Origin of the sequence: Pseudomonas gingeri (genome assembly GCF_013386165.1) — a bacterium.
GTDB lineage: Bacteria > Pseudomonadota > Gammaproteobacteria > Pseudomonadales > Pseudomonadaceae > Aquipseudomonas > Aquipseudomonas gingeri_C.
Genome location: NZ_JACAOS010000001.1, coordinates 265,157 through 286,605, shown reverse-complemented (window position 1 = coordinate 286,605; position 21,449 = coordinate 265,157). Strand labels below are relative to the sequence as shown.

General features: G+C 56.8%; 11 protein-coding genes. 7 read left to right on the top strand and 4 right to left on the bottom strand.

Annotation, left to right across the window (positions count from 1 at the left end):
* The first annotated feature begins 154 nt into the window (after window positions 1-154).
* The 4 genes from HX866_RS01190 (at window position 155) to HX866_RS01175 (ending at window position 5,381) form a co-directional block, all read left to right on the top strand.
* A complete protein-coding gene (locus HX866_RS01190; RefSeq protein ID WP_177137787.1) occupies window positions 155-1,747 on the top strand; it encodes an MBOAT family O-acyltransferase in 1,593 nt (530 codons plus the stop codon).
* An 11-nt stretch (window positions 1,748-1,758) separates the two neighbouring features.
* Window positions 1,759-2,937, top strand: a complete 1,179-nt coding sequence (locus HX866_RS01185) for an alginate O-acetyltransferase (protein WP_177126580.1) — start codon at window positions 1,759-1,761, stop codon at window positions 2,935-2,937.
* Between the two features lie 14 nt (window positions 2,938-2,951).
* A complete protein-coding gene (locus tag HX866_RS01180) occupies window positions 2,952-3,620 on the top strand; it encodes an alginate O-acetyltransferase AlgF (RefSeq protein ID WP_177126582.1) in 669 nt (222 codons plus the stop codon).
* Between the two features lie 309 nt (window positions 3,621-3,929).
* Window positions 3,930-5,381 carry a mannose-1-phosphate guanylyltransferase/mannose-6-phosphate isomerase gene (locus HX866_RS01175; protein WP_177137785.1) on the top strand — a complete coding sequence of 484 codons (1,452 nt, stop codon included), beginning with the start codon at window positions 3,930-3,932 and terminating at the stop codon, window positions 5,379-5,381.
* A gap of 229 nt (window positions 5,382-5,610) precedes the next feature.
* Here HX866_RS01175 and HX866_RS01170 read toward each other — a convergent pair whose 3' ends face one another.
* Both HX866_RS01170 and HX866_RS01165 read right to left on the bottom strand, forming a co-directional pair.
* Window positions 5,611-8,466 carry an RHS repeat domain-containing protein gene (locus HX866_RS01170; protein ID WP_256344790.1) on the bottom strand — a complete coding sequence of 952 codons (2,856 nt, stop codon included), beginning with the start codon at window positions 8,464-8,466 and terminating at the stop codon, window positions 5,611-5,613.
* Window positions 8,467-8,816: 350 nt separating this feature from the next.
* Window positions 8,817-11,636, bottom strand: coding sequence for an RHS repeat domain-containing protein (locus HX866_RS01165; protein ID WP_256344789.1), 2,820 nt, complete (start codon window positions 11,634-11,636; stop codon window positions 8,817-8,819).
* Between the two features lie 461 nt (window positions 11,637-12,097).
* On the opposite strand from HX866_RS01165, the gene HX866_RS01160 reads away from it, so the two are divergent.
* The 3 genes from HX866_RS01160 to HX866_RS01150 all read left to right on the top strand — a co-directional run bounded on the left by HX866_RS01160 (window position 12,098) and on the right by HX866_RS01150 (window position 15,525).
* Window positions 12,098-12,418, top strand: coding sequence for a DUF6124 family protein (locus HX866_RS01160; RefSeq protein WP_177126585.1), 321 nt, complete (start codon window positions 12,098-12,100; stop codon window positions 12,416-12,418).
* 315 nt (window positions 12,419-12,733) lie between these two features.
* Window positions 12,734-14,632 carry a hypothetical protein gene (locus HX866_RS01155; protein ID WP_177126587.1) on the top strand — a complete coding sequence of 633 codons (1,899 nt, stop codon included), beginning with the start codon at window positions 12,734-12,736 and terminating at the stop codon, window positions 14,630-14,632.
* Window positions 14,633-15,204: 572 nt separating this feature from the next.
* Complete coding sequence (locus HX866_RS01150) at window positions 15,205-15,525, top strand: DUF6124 family protein (RefSeq protein ID WP_177137783.1); 321 nt, start codon at window positions 15,205-15,207, stop codon at window positions 15,523-15,525.
* 189 nt (window positions 15,526-15,714) lie between these two features.
* Here HX866_RS01150 and HX866_RS01145 read toward each other — a convergent pair whose 3' ends face one another.
* On the bottom strand, window positions 15,715-18,456 hold the full coding sequence (locus tag HX866_RS01145; RefSeq protein WP_256344788.1) for an RHS repeat-associated core domain-containing protein: 2,742 nt from the start codon (window positions 18,454-18,456) through the stop codon (window positions 15,715-15,717).
* Window positions 18,457-18,608: 152 nt separating this feature from the next.
* Window positions 18,609-21,437 carry an RHS repeat-associated core domain-containing protein gene (locus tag HX866_RS01140; protein ID WP_177137781.1) on the bottom strand — a complete coding sequence of 943 codons (2,829 nt, stop codon included), beginning with the start codon at window positions 21,435-21,437 and terminating at the stop codon, window positions 18,609-18,611.
* Window positions 21,438-21,449 lie beyond the last annotated feature (12 nt).

The window sequence follows — 21,449 nt, the reverse complement described above, 5'->3', positions numbered from 1 at the left end:
TTCGCAGCCGAACGGGGGCAAGCCCCCTCGCCACAAATCAGTGTCAGTCGCAAAACCATAAGTGCTGTTGAAGGCAATACATCCCCCAAGTCTTCACGGGGGGTTTGGGGGGGCCGTTGGCCCTTGACCGTTGATGAAACAAGGAGAGATCGGGATGGTATTTTCATCCAACGTGTTCCTGTTCCTGTTCCTGCCGATCTTTCTCGGCTTGTACTACCTGAGCGGGCAACGCTATCGCAACCTGCTGCTGCTGATCGCCAGCTACATCTTCTACGCCTGGTGGCGAGTCGACTTCCTGGCCCTGTTCGCCGGCGTCACCCTGTGGAACTACTGGATCGGCCTCAAGGTCGGCGCCGCTGGCGTGCGCAGCAAACCCGCGCAACGCTGGCTGCTGCTCGGCGTGGCCATCGACCTCGGCATCCTCGGCTACTTCAAGTACGCCAACTTCGGCGTCGACAGCCTCAATGCGATCATGCATTCGTTCGGCCTCGAACCCTTCATCCTGACCCACGTGCTGCTGCCGATCGGCATCTCGTTCTACATCTTCGAGTCCATCAGCTACATCATCGACGTCTACCGTGGCGACACCCCGGCAACCCGCAACCTGATCGACTTCGCGGCCTTCGTGGCGATCTTCCCGCACCTGATCGCCGGCCCCGTGCTGCGCTTTCGCGACCTCGCCGACCAGTTCAACAACCGCACCCACACCCTCGACAAATTCTCCGAGGGCGCCACGCGGTTCATGCAGGGCTTTATCAAGAAAGTCTTTATCGCCGACACCCTGGCGGTGGTCGCCGACCATTGCTTCGCCCTGCAACACCCGACCACCGGCGATGCCTGGCTCGGCGCCCTGGCCTACACCGCGCAGCTGTACTTCGACTTCTCCGGCTACAGCGACATGGCCATCGGCCTGGGCCTGATGATGGGCTTCCGCTTCATGGAGAACTTCAAGCAGCCCTACATCAGCCAGTCGATCACCGAGTTCTGGCGGCGCTGGCATATCAGCCTGTCGACCTGGCTGCGGGACTACCTCTACATCACCCTGGGCGGCAACCGCAAAGGCACGCTGATCACCTACCGCAACCTGTTCCTGACCATGCTGCTCGGCGGCCTGTGGCACGGTGCCAACCTCACCTACATCGTCTGGGGCGCCTGGCACGGCGTGTGGCTGGCCATCGAAAAAGCCCTGGGCATCAACACCTCGCCACGGCGCTTCAACCCGATCCGCTGGGCCCTGACCTTCCTCCTGGTGATCATGGGCTGGGTGACCTTCCGCGCTGAAAACCTCCACGTCGCCGCACGCATGTACGGCGCCATGTTCAGCTTCGGCGAGTGGTCGCTGTCGGAACTCAACCGCGCCAGCCTCACCGGCCTGCAAGTGGCGACCCTGGTGCTGGCCTACGCCACCCTGGCGTTCTTCGGCCTGCGGGACTTCTACAGCAAGCCGCCCGCACCGAAAGCCACGCCCGCAGACGGCCCCGCCACTGCGCAACCGGACCTGACCCAGGGCGCAGCGCTCACCCGCTTCAACCCACCCGGCCTGATCAAAGCCGCCCCTGGCGAAGTCGCCAGCAGCATTCACGAACCCGGCTACAGCGTCGGCCATGAGGCCCAGGTGCAACCGGCCTACTGGGTCGCCAACGGGCCGCGTTATGTGATGCGCGCCCTGGTGCTGCTGCTGTTTATCGCCTCGATTCTCAAACTCTCGGCGCAAAGCTTTTCGCCGTTCCTCTACTTCCAGTTCTGAGGCCGCCGACCATGACCCGCTCATTCCGCATCCTCTACATCGCCCTGTTCCTCGCCACCTTGCTGGCGCTGGGGCTATGGTCCCTGCGTAGCTTCATCGGCTTCAGCACCAACCCCGACGCGACCCTGCTCGACGGGCGCTGGACCAAGGCGGTGGAAACCCGTTACGACGGCGAATTCCCGATCAAGCGCCTGGGCACCAACCTCTGGGCCGCGCTGGACTTCAAGCTGTTCAACGAAGGCCGTCCCGGCGTGGTGCTGGGCCGTGACCAGTGGCTCTACAGCGACGAGGAATTCAACCCCATCGCCGGCGAGCAGCAGAACCTGCAGGACAACTACGCCCTGGTCGAAGGCGTGCGCCAAACCCTCAAGGCCAAGGGCGTGAAACTGGTGATGGCGATTGTCCCGGCCAAGGTCCGCCTGTACCCGGAACACTTGGGTGACGTCCGCCCGGCGAGCATTCACGCCAACCTCTACCAGGACTTCCACAACCACGTCGCCGCCGACCGGATCCTCGCCCCCGACCTGCTCGGCCCGCTGCAACAGGCCAAGGACCAAGGCCGGCAAGTGTTCCTGCGTACCGACACCCACTGGACCCCGGACGGCGCGCAAATCGCCGCGACGCAACTGGCCAACGCCATCGAACAGCACAGCCCGCTCAGTGGCACACCGCTGCGCTTTGTCACCGAGGCCGAGAAGACTGAGCAGCACAAGGGCGACCTGACCCTGTTCCTGCCGCTGGACCCGCTGTTCAGCCACCTGATGCCGCCCCAGGAGCCGCTGGAAAAACGCATCACTCATGCGGCGGATGCCCAACCGGCCAGCGACGATGCGCTGTTCGCTGATAACGAAGTCCCGGTGGCATTGATTGGCACCAGCTACAGCGCCAACCCGAACTGGAACTTTGTCGGCGCACTGAAACAGGCCTTGCACCGCGACGTGGTGAATTACGCCGAAGACGGCCACGGGCCGATCCTGCCGATGCTCGCCTACCTGGAAAGCGACGCCTTCAAGCACTCACCGCCGCAGTTGCTGATCTGGGAATTCCCGGAGCGCTACCTGCCGGTCAACAACGAAATCGGCGATGCCGACCCGCAGTGGGTCGCGCACTTGAAAGCCGCTGGAAACCGTCAACAGAACCTGGTCCAGAACACCCCTAAATCCGAGTCGCCTGCACAGGCGCAAAACTGAAAGAGGTACTTGCCATGACCTTCAACGTCACTCGTAAAAACACCCCACAACGCCTGGTCAAAACCTTGGCCCTGGCGGCGGGCATAAGCCTGCTGTCCGTGCCGGCCTGGGCCGGTGGCGACGCCGCGCTGTACGGCCCCGTCGCACCTAAAGGCTCGAGCTTCGTGCGCATCTACAACGCCAGCAACCAGGAGGTCAGCGCCACCGTTGGCGCCACCGCCATCAACGACGTCGCACCGCTGGCCAGCAGTGATTTCAGCTTCATGCCCGGCGGCGACTACAGCGCCAAGATCGGCAGCCAGGCCCTGCCGCTGAAACTGGCCGCCGACCACTACTACACCCTGGTCAACAACGCCGGCGGCCAACCGCAACTGATCGAAGAGCCGCCGTTCAAGAACAAGCAGAAGTCCCTGGTGCGGGTGCAGAACCTGAGTGACAAGGCCCTGACCCTGAAGACCGCGGACGGCAAGACCGACGTGGTCCAGGCGGTGGCGGCCAAGGGCCGCGGCGAGCGCGAGATCAACCCGGTGAAAGTCAGCTTTGCCCTGTACGACGGCGCCACCAAGGTCAGCGACCTCAAGCCGGTGGCCCTGGAGCGCGGTGAAGCGGCGGTGCTCTACGTCACCGGCAACGGCAGCAACCTGTCGCCGGTCTGGGTCAAGCGCCCGGTTTCGACCCGCTGATGAATTCGCCGGGAGATCCATTGATTGACGCAAATAGCCAGCCAGACGAGGTCTTTGTGGCGAGCGGGCTTGCCCGCGCTGGGGTGCGAAGCGGCCCTGAAACCGAGCAACGCGGTGCATCAGGAAAAACCCATTGGCCGGTTCTGGGGCTGCTTCGCCCCCCAACGGGGGCAAGCCCCCTCGCCACAACAGGCCCACTTGCCACAGGGGAAGTGGCTGGTCCTGCAACCCGGCACGAAACAACAACAAGACAGTGAAACGACAGAACACAGTAGCTCTAACCCATAGATTGCTTAAAGGAGTAACACCATGATTCCAGTAATCCTCTCAGGCGGTAGTGGCTCACGTCTTTGGCCGCTTTCGCGCAAGCAGTTTCCCAAGCAATTCCTCGCCCTTACCGGCAAGGAGACGCTGTTCCAGCAAACCCTCGAACGCCTGGTGTTCGACGGCATGGAAAGCCCCATCGTGGTCTGCAACCTGGACCACCGTTTTATCGTCAACGAGCAACTGAGCAACCGCCAGCTCGCCGCCCAGCGCATCCTGATGGAGCCCTTCGGCCGCAACACCGCCCCGGCTGTGGCCCTGACCGCCATGTTGCTGGTCAACGAAGGCCGCGACGAGCTGATGCTGGTGCTCCCCGCCGACCACGTGCTCGAAGACCAGAAAGCCCTGCAACGCGCCCTGGCCCTGGCCACCGTCGCCGCCGAGCGCGGCGAAATGGTGTTGTTCGGCGTCCCGGCCAGCAAACCGGAAACCGGCTACGGCTACATCAAATCCAGCAACGATGCGCTGCTGCCGGAAGGCGTCAGCCGGGTCTCGCAGTTCGTCGAAAAACCGGACGAGAAACGCGCCACCGAATTCGTCGAAGCCGGCGGCTACTTCTGGAACAGCGGCATGTTCCTGTTCCGTGCCAGCCGCTTCCTCGAAGAACTGAAAAAGCACGACCCGGACATCTACGACACCTGCCTGCTGACCCTGGAGCGCAGCACCCAGGACGGCGACAGCGTGACCCTCGACGAAGCCACCTTCGCCCAGTGCCCGGACAATTCCATCGACTACGCGGTGATGGAAAAAACCCAGCGCGCCTGCGTGGTACCGCTGAGCGCCGGCTGGAGCGACGTCGGTTGCTGGTCATCGTTGTGGGACGTGCATGAGAAGGATGAAAACGGCAACGTCAGCAAAGGCGACGTGGTGATCCAGGACAGCCACAACTGCATGATCCACGGCAACGGCAAGCTGGTCTCGGTGATCGGCCTGGACGACATCGTCGTCGTCGAAACCAAGGACGCCATGATGATCGCCCACAAGGACAAGGTTCAGGGCGTCAAGCAGATGGTCAACACCCTCAACGAACAGGGCCGCAGCGAGACCCAGAACCACTGCGAGGTCTACCGCCCGTGGGGTTCCTATGACTCGGTGGACATGGGTGGGCGTTTCCAGGTCAAGCACATCTCGGTCAAACCGGGGGCGTGCCTGTCGTTGCAGATGCACCATCACCGGGCCGAGCACTGGATCGTGGTGTCGGGCACGGCGGAAGTGACCTGCGACGAGAAAGTGTTTCTGCTCTGCGAGAACCAGTCGACCTACATCCCGATTGCCTCGGTGCACCGCCTGCGCAATCCAGGGAAGATTCCGCTGGAAATCATCGAGGTGCAGTCCGGCAGTTACCTGGGCGAGGACGATATCGAGCGGTTTGAGGATGTGTACGGGCGTTCGACGGCGGTTGAAACGGATCTACCGGTGAAAACCATCGCCCAGTAGCCCCGCGTTCTCTTGGCCCCCGCCCCGCTCGCTGCGTCCCCCCTATCCGCGGCGGGTGGGGTCGGGGGCTTTTTTTGCCCCCCATCTCCCCGGCACAACACAGCCCCCTGTAGGAGCCAGCTTGCTGGCGATGGCGTCCGCCAGGACGCCCGTGCTCTCGATGACCACGCCATCGGCCACTGTCAAAATGACAGTACCGATAAATGGTTACCTCTGCTGGCTGCATCCCCTATCCGCCGTGGGTGGGATCGGGGGTGAAATGCAGAGCCTTGTAAGCAACGCTCATCATCATAGCGGCCACTGCAACACTATCTGCATTACGGGCAGCCATATGAGACCGCAAGCCCGGCGTTACATTATGATAAATGACAGCCATAAACTCATCAAAGCTCGCCGTAGTCGATGTTATTCCCGCCCATTCATTAGCCTCCGCGACAAATCCCTTAGCAGTAAGTTCTAGGTCTGACACCTTTGCATTTCCCTGCCCAGCAATATCAGCAGCGCGCTGCAGTGACAACAACAAATCACTGGTCAGATAATAAAAATCTCGGGTAGCCGCCCCCACACCGACAAATCGATTGACGCGAGAGAGGTGGCTCACTTCATGAATGAGTGTAATGACTCTATTGAAATCAAATTCACCCATAAAGCCGTCGGGAATAAATATGTGCCCTGAACGATCTTCTGGATGGATCCATCCTGTGCCGCCATTACCCCCACTGGTCCTGACAAATTTACCCCGACCAAATCCAGTATTGTGGTATTGCCTTAGGAGCCTCTCTGTCCTCGCCCATGTATGGATAATGGTTGAGCGCTCCTTGAGGTAATCCTCGCCAAAAAAATCCTTCATGAGGGACGCACTTAAATTGGGATGTTGTTCCAGCATTAACTGGGCGTCCCTCAACACAGAAGGTGCTTCGAATAATGCATCCGTTACCGCGACTTGCTCTAAAGGGGCAAACTCGTCCAGACCATTAGCGGCAATCTGTTGATTCATTTGTGCAGCATACAAGTGAGTTTCTTGCCCTTCGGGGATTGCCGCAGGCGGATTCGCTCGAAAATGCTGGAGCTGCTGATCATCCATGCCCCATAACCCGCTTTGATCAATACGACTAGTAGGACTCCCTCGAACAAATGCATATAAATTCAAGCCATCCACGCCCCCAGCAGGATCCGGATTGATCCACCGCTGTAACCAAGGTGCGTAATACCTGAATCCATAATAATAAAGCCCCGTCGCATCCCGTTCCTTGCCCGAGTAACGCACGGTCTTGTAACTCGCTTCCACCTCACTTCGCCCGGCAAACCACGCCGTGCTGCCGTAGGGGTGATAGGTTTCCTGACTGATCACCGCCGCCTCGCCATCCAACTCAAGGCTGCTGGAACCCAGATGGTCAGTCAGGTTGTAACGATATTGATCATTGGCGATGCCGGACGGTGGCGCTGTTTCCCAGTGCAATATCTGCATGGCGCTGCGCCCAGCCTGGACGCAAATCACCTGCAACACTTCGCCAGTACCTTCGCGGGTGCGGATTTCCAGGCCCGGCAAGTAGCGAACTTCAGAGAGCAACGCACGAGCGTTGGTCTGGGTCGTGCGGACCTTGCGTCGCCGCATACCATCGCCGTCGTACACGTACAGTTCGAGATCATCGTCCGCACTTTCACGCTCAACCGGTCGCACCTCGCGCAACTGATTGCGCAAGTCCCAGCTCATCGCCTGCCCCGGTTGCAAGCCCAGTAAGTTGCCGTTGCCATCAAACGCAGCGGCAATCTCTTCCTCAGCGGGAGGCCGACCATCCTGTTCATGCAGGCAACGATTGCTGTAGCGAGCCGCCGTCAGTTTGCGGCTGTGGCTTTGCGGGCCGACATGGATCAATTCCAGCAAATTCCCACCGGCGTCATAGCGGTAGGTTTGCTGGTAATTGGCAACTGCACCCGGGTCGTCGAAACGATTGAAATCCGGTCCTCGACTAGCGGTGCCCGCCTCCCAACCGGTCGCCTTGATCAACTGGTAAAGACTGTCATAGTCATACTGCTTTTTCGGCTCAACCCGCTGGTTGGCGAAATAACGAATCGGCAAGGCTGCATCTTCAATGCTCAGCACATTGCCGACCGGATCGTAGCTGTAACGTAGGTCTTGCAGCGCCGCTGCAGTTCCATTCCGAGCTTGAAGCCGAAGCAGACGGCCGTCTTCGGCTCGGTAGGCCAGCGTGCTGATCACGCCGTTACCGGCGGTTTCCTGTTCAACCTGGCCGTAGGCGTTGTAGTGGATGTCGCTGACCAGGGTCTTCGCCGTTGTTTGAGCGCTGAGTTGCAGGTGAGTGGCAAGCAACTGACCGTCGAAGGTGTAGTCGAACTGTTGCCGGTTGCCCTTGGCATCGGTCTGTTCCAGCACATCGCCCAGCGGATTGAAGTGTGTGGAGCTGGTCGCCGCTTGCGCCACGGGCTCCAGCAGTGCATCTCGCGCCGGCAATGCTTGGGGCCAATCCGGTATTTCCAGCGCACTCAAAAACCGCTGGGTCTGCTCAAGCACGCCGCCGGTCAAGGCGTACTCGTCCAACGTCAAGGTGCCTGTTGGATCGTCGTGGCGGATCAGTTGGCCACACTGGTTGTGAGTGGCGAGATCGGCGCTGGCATCGGCATAGTCATAACACTCAGTGCAGCGCGGTGCATGGTCTTCGCCCTGCTCAAAGATTGCTACAAGGCGCAACAGATTGTCGTACTCAATCTGTCGCTCGCTACCCCGGCTATCCCAGGTCTGGACCAACTGGTCGCCATCGCCGAACAGGCTGATTCGCTCGCCGGCATCGACGCTGAGCGAACCCAGGACCTTCCCTGACAACGAATAACGGTTAACCAGATTAGACGGCGCTACGGCATCTTCCCCACTGAGCGCCCACAACCTCGGATCCGACTGCTCGACCAAACGCCCCATGGCGTCATAAGCACTGCGATTGACCCGCTCTTCAGGCTCACTCCCCTCTATGGAACGACAGTAACCCACCGAACGCACAACCAACCCACGAGGATCGGTGACCGTCAACCTCGGTGTGTGAGTGTGAATCCCCGCCGCCAGAATCGGCATGGTCTGAACTCCGCAGTTGATGCCTGCGTTAACTAAACGCCTGATCGACGCTGTCGGCTACTGTCAGAAATGACAGGGCCGATCAATGGTTCCCCGCATCCCAGTCTGAAATGCCGCCCTTCAACACTGCTACCCAACGTGCTTTCGCGCACTATGACCTGCCATTGAGTGACGATCCGCACGTCAACCCCATTGCTCGCCTCCTGCCCTCGCTCCCTTAGGACAAGTCCGCTCGACACAAAGCCAGCATCACTCTGGATCGCCGATTCACGGGTAAAGGCGCAAGTGCCGGGCGAGTGTCTGCGTCAGATGATATTTCAATGCCTGCTGGTCAGTAGAGTTCAGAAAAATTATCGTGTTTTATCCAAGCGAGCAGCACCTGGGTTGTTAAGCAAACTCCTGGTTTTCCCCAAACGGGACTCGGTAATCCGTGCCACGGTCGATTTCCATGCCAACGCGGCCATGGAGTCTTTGGGTTCAACATATACGTGAAAATCAGTCCCGCCCTGATCAAGTCGCTCCACACGAACTGCACGCAAACCAAAGTCTTCTAAAATTCTCGCTGTACTCCTGCCGTTAGGCGTTCTTTCCATAAACACCTTGAGCATTTCCGGGGAACCACTTTTCAAACCGGAAGTTTCTTTTGTCGTCTTATAGTTGAGAACGTGTTTTCGGATAATTTTCTCAGGTCTGCTATTTTCAAATCCGCCTATTTTAGAGACCAGTCTGAATTGACGCCTGACAATATCGTTTGCAAAGAAATGGGTTCCTGCGGCAGGTTCTCTATAGTTTTCTTGAAAAATCCATTCGCGCGGAGAATAAGTATTCTCAAAGAGCCCCGCATCATCTCCTGACGTCGTCCGTATGTCAGTTCTGATCAATCCAGGCGCCGAGCCTATTTCATGCGTTACGTGGAAGGCTATCTTTCTGTCGGAAAATCGTACCCGATCAAGTTTTCGCAGGCGATCTTCAAGGTGGAGGTCTTTATAACGAACGCGACCACTCTCTTGGGCAGCACCAGTAGATGAGTAGTCCATGATTTCCTCAGAATAAAAAGGAGATTGTTCAATCGTATCGGAAATCGAGACTGTTTTCTCCTCAGTTAAAAGCGACCCATCATCGTCCTCATTATCACCAGACAACGTACCTGAGGCATCCTTAGGTTTTATTGGGGCCAGTCCTTGAGGATCCATATACTGCACAGGACTATTTCGAAGAGACCGATAGACATTCAAACCATCTATACCACCGCCGGGATCAGGATTGATCCATCTCTGTAGCCACGGTGCATAATAGCGAAGTCCATAATAATAAAGCCCCGTCGCGTCCCGCTCCTTGCCTGAGTAATGCACGGTCTTGTAACCCGCCTCAACTTCACTGCGCCCAGCAAACCAGGCCGTGCTGCCGTAGGGGTGATAGGTTTCCTGGCTGATCACTGCGGCCTCGCCATCCAGCTCCAGGCTGCTGGAACCCAGGTGATCGGTCAGGTTGTAGCGATATTGATCGTTGGCGATGCCGGATGGCGGCGTGCTTTCCCAGTGCAACACCTGCATGGCGCTGCGTCCGGCCTGGACGCAGATCACCTGCAACACTTCGCCCGAGCCTTCGCGGGTACGGATTTCAAGACCCGGCAAGTAGCGGACTTCCGATATCAGCGAACGAGCGCTGGTCCGGGTCGAGCGGACCTTACGTCTCCGCATCCCATCGCCACCGTACAGATACACCTCAAGATCATCGTCGGAACTCTCACGCTCAACCGGTCGCACCTCGCGCAACTGATTGCGCAAGTCCCAGCTCATCGCCTGACCCGGTTGCAGGTCCAGCAAGTTACCGTTTCCATCAAACGCGGCGGCGATCTCTTCCTCAGTGGGAGGCCGGTCATTCTGCTCGGGTAAACAACGGTTACTGTAGCGAGCTGCCGTCAGTTTGCGGCTATGGCTTTGCGGGCCGACATGCACCAACTCCAACAAATTCCCGCCTGCGTCATAACGGTAGGTTTGCTGGTAATTGGCGACAGCCCCCGGATCATCAAAGCGATTGAACGCAGGCCCTCGACTGGCGCTGCCCGCCTCCCAACCAGTCGCCATGATCAGTTGGTAGAGGCTGTCATAGTCATACTGCTTGATCGGCTCAACGCGCTGGTTGGCGAAATAACGAATCGGCAAGGCGGCGTCTTCAATGCTCAGCACATTGCCTACCGGATCGTACTCGTAATGCAGGTCTTGCAGCGCCGCGTCAGTTCCAAGTCGGGCCTGAAGCCGGGTCAGACGACCATCTTCAGGACGATAGGTCAGTGTACTGACCACTCCGTTACCGGCGGTTTCCTGTTCAACCTGGCCGTAGGCGTTGTAGTGGATATTGCTGACCAGGGTCTGCGCCGTTGTTTGAGCGCTGAGTTGCAGGTGAGTGGCGAACAGTTGACCGTCGAAGGTGTAGTCGAACTGTTGCCGGTTGCTCTTGGCATCGGTCTGTTCCAGCACATCGCCCAGTGGATTGAAGTGCGTAGCGGTAGTTGCCGCTTGCGCCACCGGCTCCAGCAGCGCATCCCGCTCCGGCAGCCCTTGCGGCCAATCCGGTATTTCCAGCGAACTCAAAAAACGTTGGGTCTGCTCAAGCACGCCGCCGATCAAGGCAAAATCATTCACGGCCAAAGTGCCTGCCGGATCGTCATGACGGATCAATTGGCCGCACTGGTTGTGAGCGGCGAAATCGGCGCTGGCGTCGGCATATTCATAAAGCTCGGTACAACGCGCAGCTTCACCTTCGCCTTGCTCAAAGATCGCCACGGGGCGCAACAGCTCGTCGTACTCAACCCGCCGCTCAGTGCGCCGACTGTCCCAGGCCTGTACTAACTGATCCCCATCGCCGAACAAGCTGATTCGCTCGCCGGCATCGACGCTGAGCGAACCCAATACCTTCCCGGACAGTGAGTAACGATTGATCAGGTTGGGAGGCGCCACGGCATCTTCCGCACTAAGCCCCCATAGCCTGGGGTCCCATTGCTCGACCAAGCGCCCCATCGCGTCATAAGCACTGCGGTTGATCCGCTCTTCAGGCTCAGCGCCCGCAACGGAACGACAATAACCTACCGAACGCACAACCAGCCCACGGGGATCGGTGACCGTCAGCGTCGGTGTGTGAGTGTGAATCCCCGCCGCCAGAACTGGCATGACCTGAACTCCACGTTTGATGCCTACACTCACTAAGCACCTGATACACGTTGCCGGCTACTGTCAGAAATGACAGTGCCGATCAATGGTATTACCGGCAGAAAATGCGTTCAGACCTGCGCCGACAGAGCATTAGTGACGACTATTCCCTTTCACTTGACTGAAATTTCCTAGAAAATCCCAACCCGTTGCGCCTGTCAGGACCGGCGACTAGTCTGCACAGTGTCGCCGCAAATTCGGTGATACGGACGTGCAAGTCCGGACTGACAAAAGGCACGCCACGCCAAATACTTTCAGGTTTTTTACGCCTGAAATATCGTGTTATGGCGGACGTGCGCGGGAGATCTTCGGATCTGCCGGGTTTACCTTTTGCCCCGGTCTTGCACACCTGCGTACGACCGCCACCCTCATTCGCGTGCAAGCGAACGGTGACGGTCCCAACTCATCAAAAGGGATACACCATGTTCAAGATCACCCCCAATCCGCCTTGTGCGGAAGACCTCAACTCCCCCGCATTCAAACTCGCCGCCGAGCGCGCCTTGGCTCATTACGAACTGCTGCCGTCCCAGAATCGGCCCCGGAAAACACCGGCACGCAGCACCGAAGACACCCTGGTCCATATCTACGAACTCCTCCAGTGCGCCTCGGCGACGGCCTACGAATCGGCGGACAATCTCCAAGGCCCACAGCGCAAACTCGCGTTGGGCGCGGTGCACCTGATCGATATGGCTCAACAGGAAATGGATGAGCTACTCGACGGGCAATCAGTGGCAATTGCCTGATGAACTGAAAGCCAACCTGTTTCCGCACGACCATGCGGGAGCAGGTATCGCCACTCAACCTATGGAACAGATGCAGTCTTTTTCGCACTGCGGGCCGAGTTGCTTTCACTCTTAAGACGCAGGTACATATAAGCGTTCACGCGCCTTTCCTACTGTAGCGCTTTTCTTGCTTGAGCCGGGCCAGAAGAAATAATGAGGCATTGGCTTATTGCATTTAACTCTATAAAACTGTCACTTCTAACAGTTTCGAACACCGTGAGCCTTACCCTATCATCCTGCTTATATTGCGCTGGCCGCATGGCCAAGGATGATCATATGAAATCCCCTTCAGTCCTCATATCACTTGTTATAGTAGGGCTCAACGCTCTTGTAACAACGGTAGTTTTCGCTCAAGAGGCTGCTGCCCCAGCACCCTCACTGGAGAGTAAAAGCGAGAATTCAAGTAAAAATCAAGTTCAAGCCGCTGGAACGTACGCCGATCCCAAATACTGGAGCGAGCAGACTTTCCCAGGCGCTATTCACAAGAGCGACACTGGTTATTTTGAATCCAGATTCACCGGTAGCGCCGCCACAGGCAATAAGTACTTCCCACCGGCAGGGCAAGATAACAATTACTGGCTTTGGCGAGGAGTACATGCAGGGACGTACTCCGACCCCAAATATTGGAGTGATTGGTCCTACCCGGGGGCTGTCCACAAAAGCAATGATGGTTATTTTGAGTCCCGATTCACCGGCAGCGCCGCCACAGGTAATAAGTACTTCCCAGCGGTAGGGCAAGATAACAGCTACTGGTTTTGGCTAGGCGTGCATGCGGGGACGTACTTCGACCCCAAACACTGGAGTGATTGGTCCTACCCGGGGGCTGTCCACAAAGGAAATGATGGTTATTTTGAGTCCCGATTCACCGGCAGCGCCGCCACAGGTAATAAATACTTCCCACCGGCGGGGCAAGATAACAGCTACTGGTTTTGGCGAGGCGCACATGCTGGGACTTTCGGTGATCCAAAATCCTGGCGAGAGATCACCTACATAGGGGCTATTCACGGCGCTGGGAATACTATAAGAGTTGAATCAAAATTCAATGGTGTGGCTGGCCCAACACATTATTACCCAACGAACAATCAGGATAATACCTGGTGGAAGGTGAGAGCCATTGGCTGCCCCGTCACGACTCAAGCCGCTGAGCCTTCGCATTTTGCTACGAAGCAACGGTTCACTCCTGGGGACCAGATTGATATGGCCGCCCTTGTTACAAAAGGCTCGACGAAAACATCCCCACTACTGCAAGGTCTGGTCCTAGGGCATTTTTCCTCTTGGCGCCAAGAGAAAGACTCCGAAGTCGCCAGCGCCATGTTGAAAAATGATAAAAATTACAATGTCGGCAGCATCAGCGTAGTGCTCAATAATGAAGGTCGCTTTTATGCACTAGTGGAATCACCCACGTTTCGCGGAGTAGTTCGTAGTAACGCGAAGGGAGAACAATTTCTAATACCTGAAAAACCCTATGACGAGCTGGCACCCGACACGGTAAAGTTAGAAAATAGCGAAACAAACAACGAGACCACTGTGGCACCGGAGGCTGATGTTGACTGCAACGGTACAAATATTGTTGATGTCCTAGCGGGGTTTTCACGAGCGGCGGTTAACAAAATAGGCGGTCCGGAACTTACTCTAGACTACGCAAGGCTCGCAATAGAGGCAGCCAATGTCGGTCTGCGCAATTCACGCATTGATACTGTAAGATTACGTCTTCTCGGCATCGATATCGTTGAAGAAGACTTCCCAATGACCCGGGAGTCCCTGAGTGAGCTTTCCAGTTTATTTGGCCCGGCAGCCCAGTTGATAGGCGCCGATATGATAGCCGGGTTTTCCAGAGGAGGCGGAGGATTTGCTTCTCTAGGTGGGCGTTATAGCCTACAAGGTGTGGATAGCCCCACGGCCTTTCGTCACGAGATCGGTCACAATGTGGGTGGAAATCACTGTAATACAGGAGGAAGCAATGATTATAAATTTGGTTACAGCAACGGTACATCGTCGACTTTTCTCTGTGGCAATAGCGCTCCATATTACTCCACCCCGCTGATCTCCGACTCGTCCGGAAAACCGCTAGGCAATGCGACAACAGCGGATATGGCACGGCTTTGGCGGGAACAGGCGGCGAAAATGTCCTCCTATCAGAAAGCGGTCTCTCCTGTTTCGGGTGTAATCCCTTGAGGTCGTTGACGGTATGCAGAACGCTCCTGCTCTGCCTGACGTGAGGGTAGGGGCGTGGCAGTCACCCTGTTCAAGACCACCCCAATCTGCATGGGGCGGAAGGTCTCACCTCCCGCGCTTTCGAGCCCTCGCCCCAGGCAACTGATCCACGTTGCCGGCTACAGTCAGAAATGACAGTACCGATCAATGGTATTACCGGCAGAAAAAGCGTTCAGGCCTGCGCCGACAGAGCATCAGCGACGACTATTCCCTTTCACTTGACTGAAATTTCCTAGAAAATCCCAACCCGTTGCTTCTGCCCATTTCGATGACTAGTCTGTCTTCATCACCGCTAACCCGGTGATACGGACGTGCAAGTCCGGACTGGTGAATGAAACAACGACGCCTGATCAAAATTTCAGAGGACGTGTCTCTGAGATTCAATGTCATGGTGGCTGTGCGTGGGAGATCTTCGGATCTGCCGGGTTTTCGTTTCCTTAACCACCGGTCTTGCACACCTGCGTACAGCTGCCACCCCACTTCGCGTGCAAGCGAAGCGTGGTAGCTCCCAATGACGGTTAAGGAATCTCATCATGTTCAAGATCACCCCCAATCCGCCTGGTGCGGAAGACCTCAACTCCCCCGCATTCAAACTCGCCGCCGAGCGCGCCTTCGCTCACTACGAACTGCTGCCGCCCCACAATCGGCCCCGGAAAAAACCGGGACGCAGCACCGAAGACACCTTGGTCCATATCTACGAACTCCTCCAGTGCGCCTCGGCGACCGCCTACGAATCGGCGGACAATCTCCAGGGCTCAGAGCGCAAGCTCGCATTGGGCGCGGTGCATCTGATCGATATGGCCCAGCAGGAAATGGATGAATTGCTCGACGGGCAACAAACAGCAACCGCCTGATGGGCTGAAGGCGTTATCCACACCCGCACTGCTGTGCGGGTGTGGTCGCAACAATCAAAACCAAACGGCCGAGTGCCTCTCTAGCCACAGTGAACACACCGAGTAAACGCCACAACGGCTGATCGGCTGGGCACCGCTGGCGTATCGATTAAATCCTCAGGCGCCGGCCTATCCGCAGCTTTGCACAAGTCAGTCACTGTCATAGCTGCTGTCTGAATGATAATCCAAACCATAGGCAGCTTTCTTCCACAGCAGAGTACGTTCCTTCTCTATCGCCTGTCTTTCATTCTCTCTCGCCCGTCTTTCACTCGCACGAAGATAACTTGCATGACTAAGCTCATCTAAATATCTTTTTTGAAAATAGCTGCGCCCTGGCTCGTTATCGGCAGCCAAGACACCCTGGGAATCTTCCAGGTATTTCATGTTTCCCAGCACTTGAGAGGGCAGGTATCCCAGCCTATTATTTAAAGTTATATCGCGCAGCGCTTCCATATAACCAGAACTGTCCAGTTTTTCAATCAATGCCATCGGTTGCGTGTTCTTGTTTACCACTGCGTTAAAATATTTCGAGGTCAAAGAAAGGTTCTCGAGATCCTGCCCACCAAGATGCTTGATAATTTCACGAAATGGGACATCAGGAATATTGCTTAGCGTCGGCTTAAGAGGTCTTTTAAAACGATTAGCCGCTATTATAGTCGTGGCAATACCGAAAAAATAAGGCGTACTCCCTTGCGGGCTTCTTCGATTCAGGGGATCCCCTTCAGGAGACGCAGACGCATTGCGCCCTCCACCGCCGAATGGGCTCAAACTACCCAGGCTGTTAGACTGTATCGGTGCTGAATTAAATTCCCGGTCACCCCTACTAACGCGACTCACCCTGTTTGTCATCTCCCTAGAGGATTCTGGCTTAAACTTGTCTGTCTCTTTCGTCGGCATTAATCCGTCTGTATCGCTGTAACTAATCGGATTATTTCTAACCATCCTATAGAAATTCAACCCATCCATGTCCCGAACAGGATCAGGGTTAATCCATCGCTGCAACCAAGGCGCGTAATACCTGAATCCATAGTAATAAAGCCCAGTCGCATCCCGTTCCTTGCCTGAGTAACGCACGGTCTTGTAACCCGCCTCCACTTCACTGCGCCCGGCAAACCAGGCCGTGCTGCCGTAGGGGTGATAGGTTTCCTGGCTGATCACCGCCGCCTCATCGTCCAACTCCAGGCTGCTGGAGCCCAGGTGGTCGGTCAGGTTGTAGCGATATTGATCGTTGGCGATACCGGATGGCGGCGTGCTTTCCCAGTGCAATACCTGCATGGCGCTCCGCCCGGCCTGGACGCAGATCACCTGCAACACTTCGCCCGTGCCTTCGCGGGTGCGGAGTTCCAGGCCTGGCAAGTAGCGGACTTCCGATATCAGCGAACGGGCGTTGGTCTGGGTCGAACGGATCTTGCGCCGCCGCTGGCCATCCCCATCGTAAAGGTACAACTCGCGATCATCGTCCGCACCTTCACGCTCAACCGGCCTCACTTCGCGCAACTGATTACGCAAGTCCCAGCTCATCGCCTGCCCCGGTTGCAGATCCAGCAAGTTACCGTTGCCATCAAACGCGGCGGCAATCTCCTCTTCAGTCGGAGGTCGATCATTTTGTTCAGGCAGGCAGCGATTGCTGTAGCGCGCCGCCGTTAGCTTACGACTGTGGCTTTGCGGGCCGACATGGACCAGTTCCAGCAAATTCCCGCCGGCGTCATAGCGGTAGGTCTGATGGTAGTTGGCAACCGCACTCGGATCGTCGAAACGATTGAACGCCGGTCCTCGACTGGCGCCGCCCGCTTCCCAGCCAGTCGCCTTGATCAGTTGGTAAAGGCTGTCATAGTCAAACTGCTTTTTCGGCTCAACCCGCTGGTTAGCGAAATAACGAACAGGCAACGCCGCGTCATCAATGCTCAGCACATTGCCCACCGGATCGTACTCGTAATGCAGGTCTTGCAACGCCGCTTCAGTTCCATGTCGGGCCTGAATCCGGGTCAGGCGACCGTCTTCAGGGCGATAGGTCAGCGTACTGACCACACCGTTACCGGCGGTTTCCTGTTCAACCTGGCCGTAGGCGTTGTAGTGGATATCGCTGACCAGGGTCTTTGCCGTTGATTGAGCGCTGAGTTGCAGGTGAGTGGCGAACAGTTGACCGTCGACGGTGTAGTCAAACTGTTGCCGATTACCCTTGGCATCGGTCTGTTCCAGTACATCGCCCAACGGATTGAAGTGTGTGGAACTGGTCGCCGCCTGCGCAACAGGCTCCAGAAGTGCATCTCGCGCCGACAATGCTTGCGGCCAATCCGGTATTTCCAGCGCACTCAGAAAGCGTTGGGTCTGCTCAAGCACACCACCGGTCAAGGCATACTCACCCATCGTCAAAGTGCCTGCGGGATCGTCGTGTCGGATCAATCGCCCGCATTGATTGTGAGCGACGAAATCGGCACTGGCGTTGGCATATTCATAACGCTCGGTACAACGCGCAGCTTCGTCTTCGCCCTGTTCGAAGATCGCCAGCGGTCGCAATAGCTCGTCGTACTCAACCCGCCGCTCGCTGCCCCGGCTGTCCCAGGCCTGGAGCAACTGATCGCCATCGCCGAACAGGCTGATTCGCTCGCCGGCATCGACGCTGAGCGAGCCCAGCACTTTCTCGGACAGCGAATAACGATTAATCAGATTCGGCGGCGCTGCGGCATCCTCTGCACTGAGCGCCCACAACCTGGGGTCCCATTGCTCGTCCAAACGCCCCATCGCGTCATAGGCACTGCGATTGACCCGCTCTTGAGGCTCAGAGCCCTCAACGGAGCGGCAGTAACCCACCGAACGCACAACCAACCCACGCGGATCGGTGACCGTCAGCGTCGGTGTATGAGTGTGAAGCCCCACCGTCAGAATCGGCATGGCTTGTGCTCCGCATTGGATGCCTGCGCTAATTAAGCACCTGATCCACGCCGTCAACTACTGTCAGAAATAACAGTGCCGATCAATGGTAATGCCGATCCCCTGGCTCAATCGCTCAGCCGCTCAGCCGCTCAGCCGCTTTGCGGTCAGCCTCAGTTGCGCATCCATGTATGAGCATTTCCTGCTGTCACCTTATTTCTTAATGGGAATGAGGCAAGTTCAAAATTTTGTGTCTTTTTCTCAGCTTGATCTATTTTTGAATATACAACTTCATCATTCAAGAGTTTCAATTTAGTATTGTAATATTCCCTTAATTTTCCTTTGTTTTCATTTATCACTTTAGTGAATAGAAGGTTACCACTACTTGCAAGAACTTCATGGGTCGTGGCATTTGTACCTTTTACTAAATTTTCATAGTAGCCCCCCTCCTTGCCCGCAAAATTCTTTGCGGCAGTATCTAACACCTGAGCCAGCACTTCCGACCCTGACTGCACTGCAAAATGCGATAATGAATAGCCGTAACTAAGCTGTGCCGTGTCTGTTGTTGGCATTCTGTACAGTCCGCTTAACCCGATACCTTTACTGGAAAGGTTGATGTCGCCAAAGGCGCTATTGACTGTATCATCATGATCCATGTAAATCCCACCACGCTCTTTTAGCCAGTAGTACCTTAGAATATCAGCGCCGGCTGCGGCATAGCCTGAACTAACGGCGGATTGATACTGATTGTAATTTTTACTACGAGAGAATTTTCTCCCTTCTTCAGTTTGCATGATGTCAAGTACCTGAATCCTACCTAACACACCCTGCTTTAATTTTTCCTCCCATGGGTTACCGCTCCAGAACGTACTGTCAGTTAATACAGTTATTGAGTAGTCAGGGTTTTTATTAGCGTTACTTTTTAAATGCTCAATATCCGTATCATTTAATGCATGAGGTCCAATCCATATATGCCAGATGTTTTTGGGTACCGGGCTTACAGGGACGCAGCCGTCATCATCCTTCAATGTCACCGGATTATTTCTGCACATCCTGAACAGGTTGAGCCCGTCCACCGTGCCCGCCGGGTCCGCTGAGAGCCATCTTCCCGCCCACGGCTGGTAGTACCGGTAACCGTAATAGTAAAGCCCCGTCGCATCCCGCTCCTTGCCCGAGTAATGCACGGTCTTGTAGCCCGCCTCCACCTCACTGCGCCCGGCAAACCAGGCCGTGCTGCCGTAGGGGTGATAGATTTCCTGGCTGATCACCGCGGCCTCGCCATCCAGCTCCAGGCTGCTGGAGCCCAGGTGGTCAGTCAGGTTGTAGCGATATTGATCATTGGCGATACCGGATGGCGGTGTGGTTTCCCAGTGCAGTACCTGCATGGCGCTGCGTCCGGCCTGCACGCAGATCACTTGCAACACTTCACCCGTGCCTTCGCGGGTGCGGATTTCCAAGCCCGGTAAATAGCGGACCTCGGATATCAGCGAACGGGCGTTGGCCTGGGTCGAGCGGACCTTGCGTCGCCGCATCCCATCGCCACCGTACAGATACAACTCAAGATCATCGTCGGAACTTTCACGCTCAACCGGTCGCACCTCGCGCAACTGATTGCGCAAATCCCAACTCATTGCCTGCCCCGGCTGCAACTCCAGCAAGTTGCCGTTGCCATCAAACGCGGCGGCAATTTCATCCTCGGTCGGAGGCCGGTCATTCTGTTCGGGCAGGCAACGATTGCTGTAACGCGCAGCCGTCAGCTTGCGGCTATGGCTTTGCGGGCCGACATGCACCAATTCCAACAAATTCCCGCCGGCGTCATAACGGTAGGTTTGCTGGTAATTGGCAACGGCACTCGGGTCGTCGAAACGATTGAACGCAGGCCCTCGACTGGCGGTGCCCGCCTCCCAGCCGGTCGCCTTGATCAACTGGTAAAGGCTGTCATAGTCATACTGCTTTTTCGGCTCAACCCGCTGGTTGGCGAAATAACGCATCGGCAAGGCTGCATCTTCAATGCTCAACACATTGCCCACCGGATCGTACTCGTAATGCAGGTCTTGCAGCGCCGCCTCAGTTCCATGCCGAGCTTGAAGACGAATCAGACGGCCGTCTTCCGGACGGTAGGCCAGCGTGCTGATCACGCCGTTGCCAGCGGTTTCCTGTTCAACCTGACCGTAGGCGTTGTAGTGGATGTCGCTGACCAGGGTCTTCGCCGTTGTTTGAGCGCTGAGTTGCAGGTGAGTGACGAACAATTGACCGTCGACGGTGTAGTCAAACTGTTGCCGGTTGCCCTTGGCATCGGTCTGTTCCAGCACATCGCCCAGTGGATTGAAGTGTGTTGAGCTGGTCGCCGCCTGCGCAACAGAATCCAGAAGTGCATCTCGCTCCGGCAGTGCTTGCGGCCAATTCGGTATTTCCAGCACACTCAAAAAGCGTTGGGTCTGCTCAAGTACGCCTCCGGTCAAGGCGAACTCGTCCATCGTCAAAGTGCCCGCAGGATCGTCGTGTCGGATCAATTGTCCGCACTGGTTGTGAGCGGCGAAATCGGCGCCGGCGTAGGCATATTCATAACGCTCGGTGCAACGCGGTGCCTCGTCTTCGCCCTGCTCAAAGATCACCAGCGGTCGCAGCAAATCGTCGTACTCAACCCACCGCTCACTGCCCCGGCTATCCCAGGCCTGCACCAGCTGATCGCCATCGCCGAACAGGCTGACTCGCTCGCCAGCGTCGACACTGAGCGAACCCAGGACCTTCCCGGATAAGGAATAACGGTTAGTCAGATTCGGCGGCGCTGCGGCGTCTTCGGCACTGAGCGCCCACAACCTGGGGTCCCATTGCTCGACCAAGCGCCCCATGGCGTCATAAGCGCTACGGTTGACCCGCTCTTCAGGCTCAGCGCCCTCGGCGGAACGACAATAGTCCACCGTACGCACCGCAAGCCCGCGAGGGTCACTGACCGTCAACCTCGGGGTATGGGTATGAATCCCTTCCGCCAGAACCGACATGTCTTACGCTCC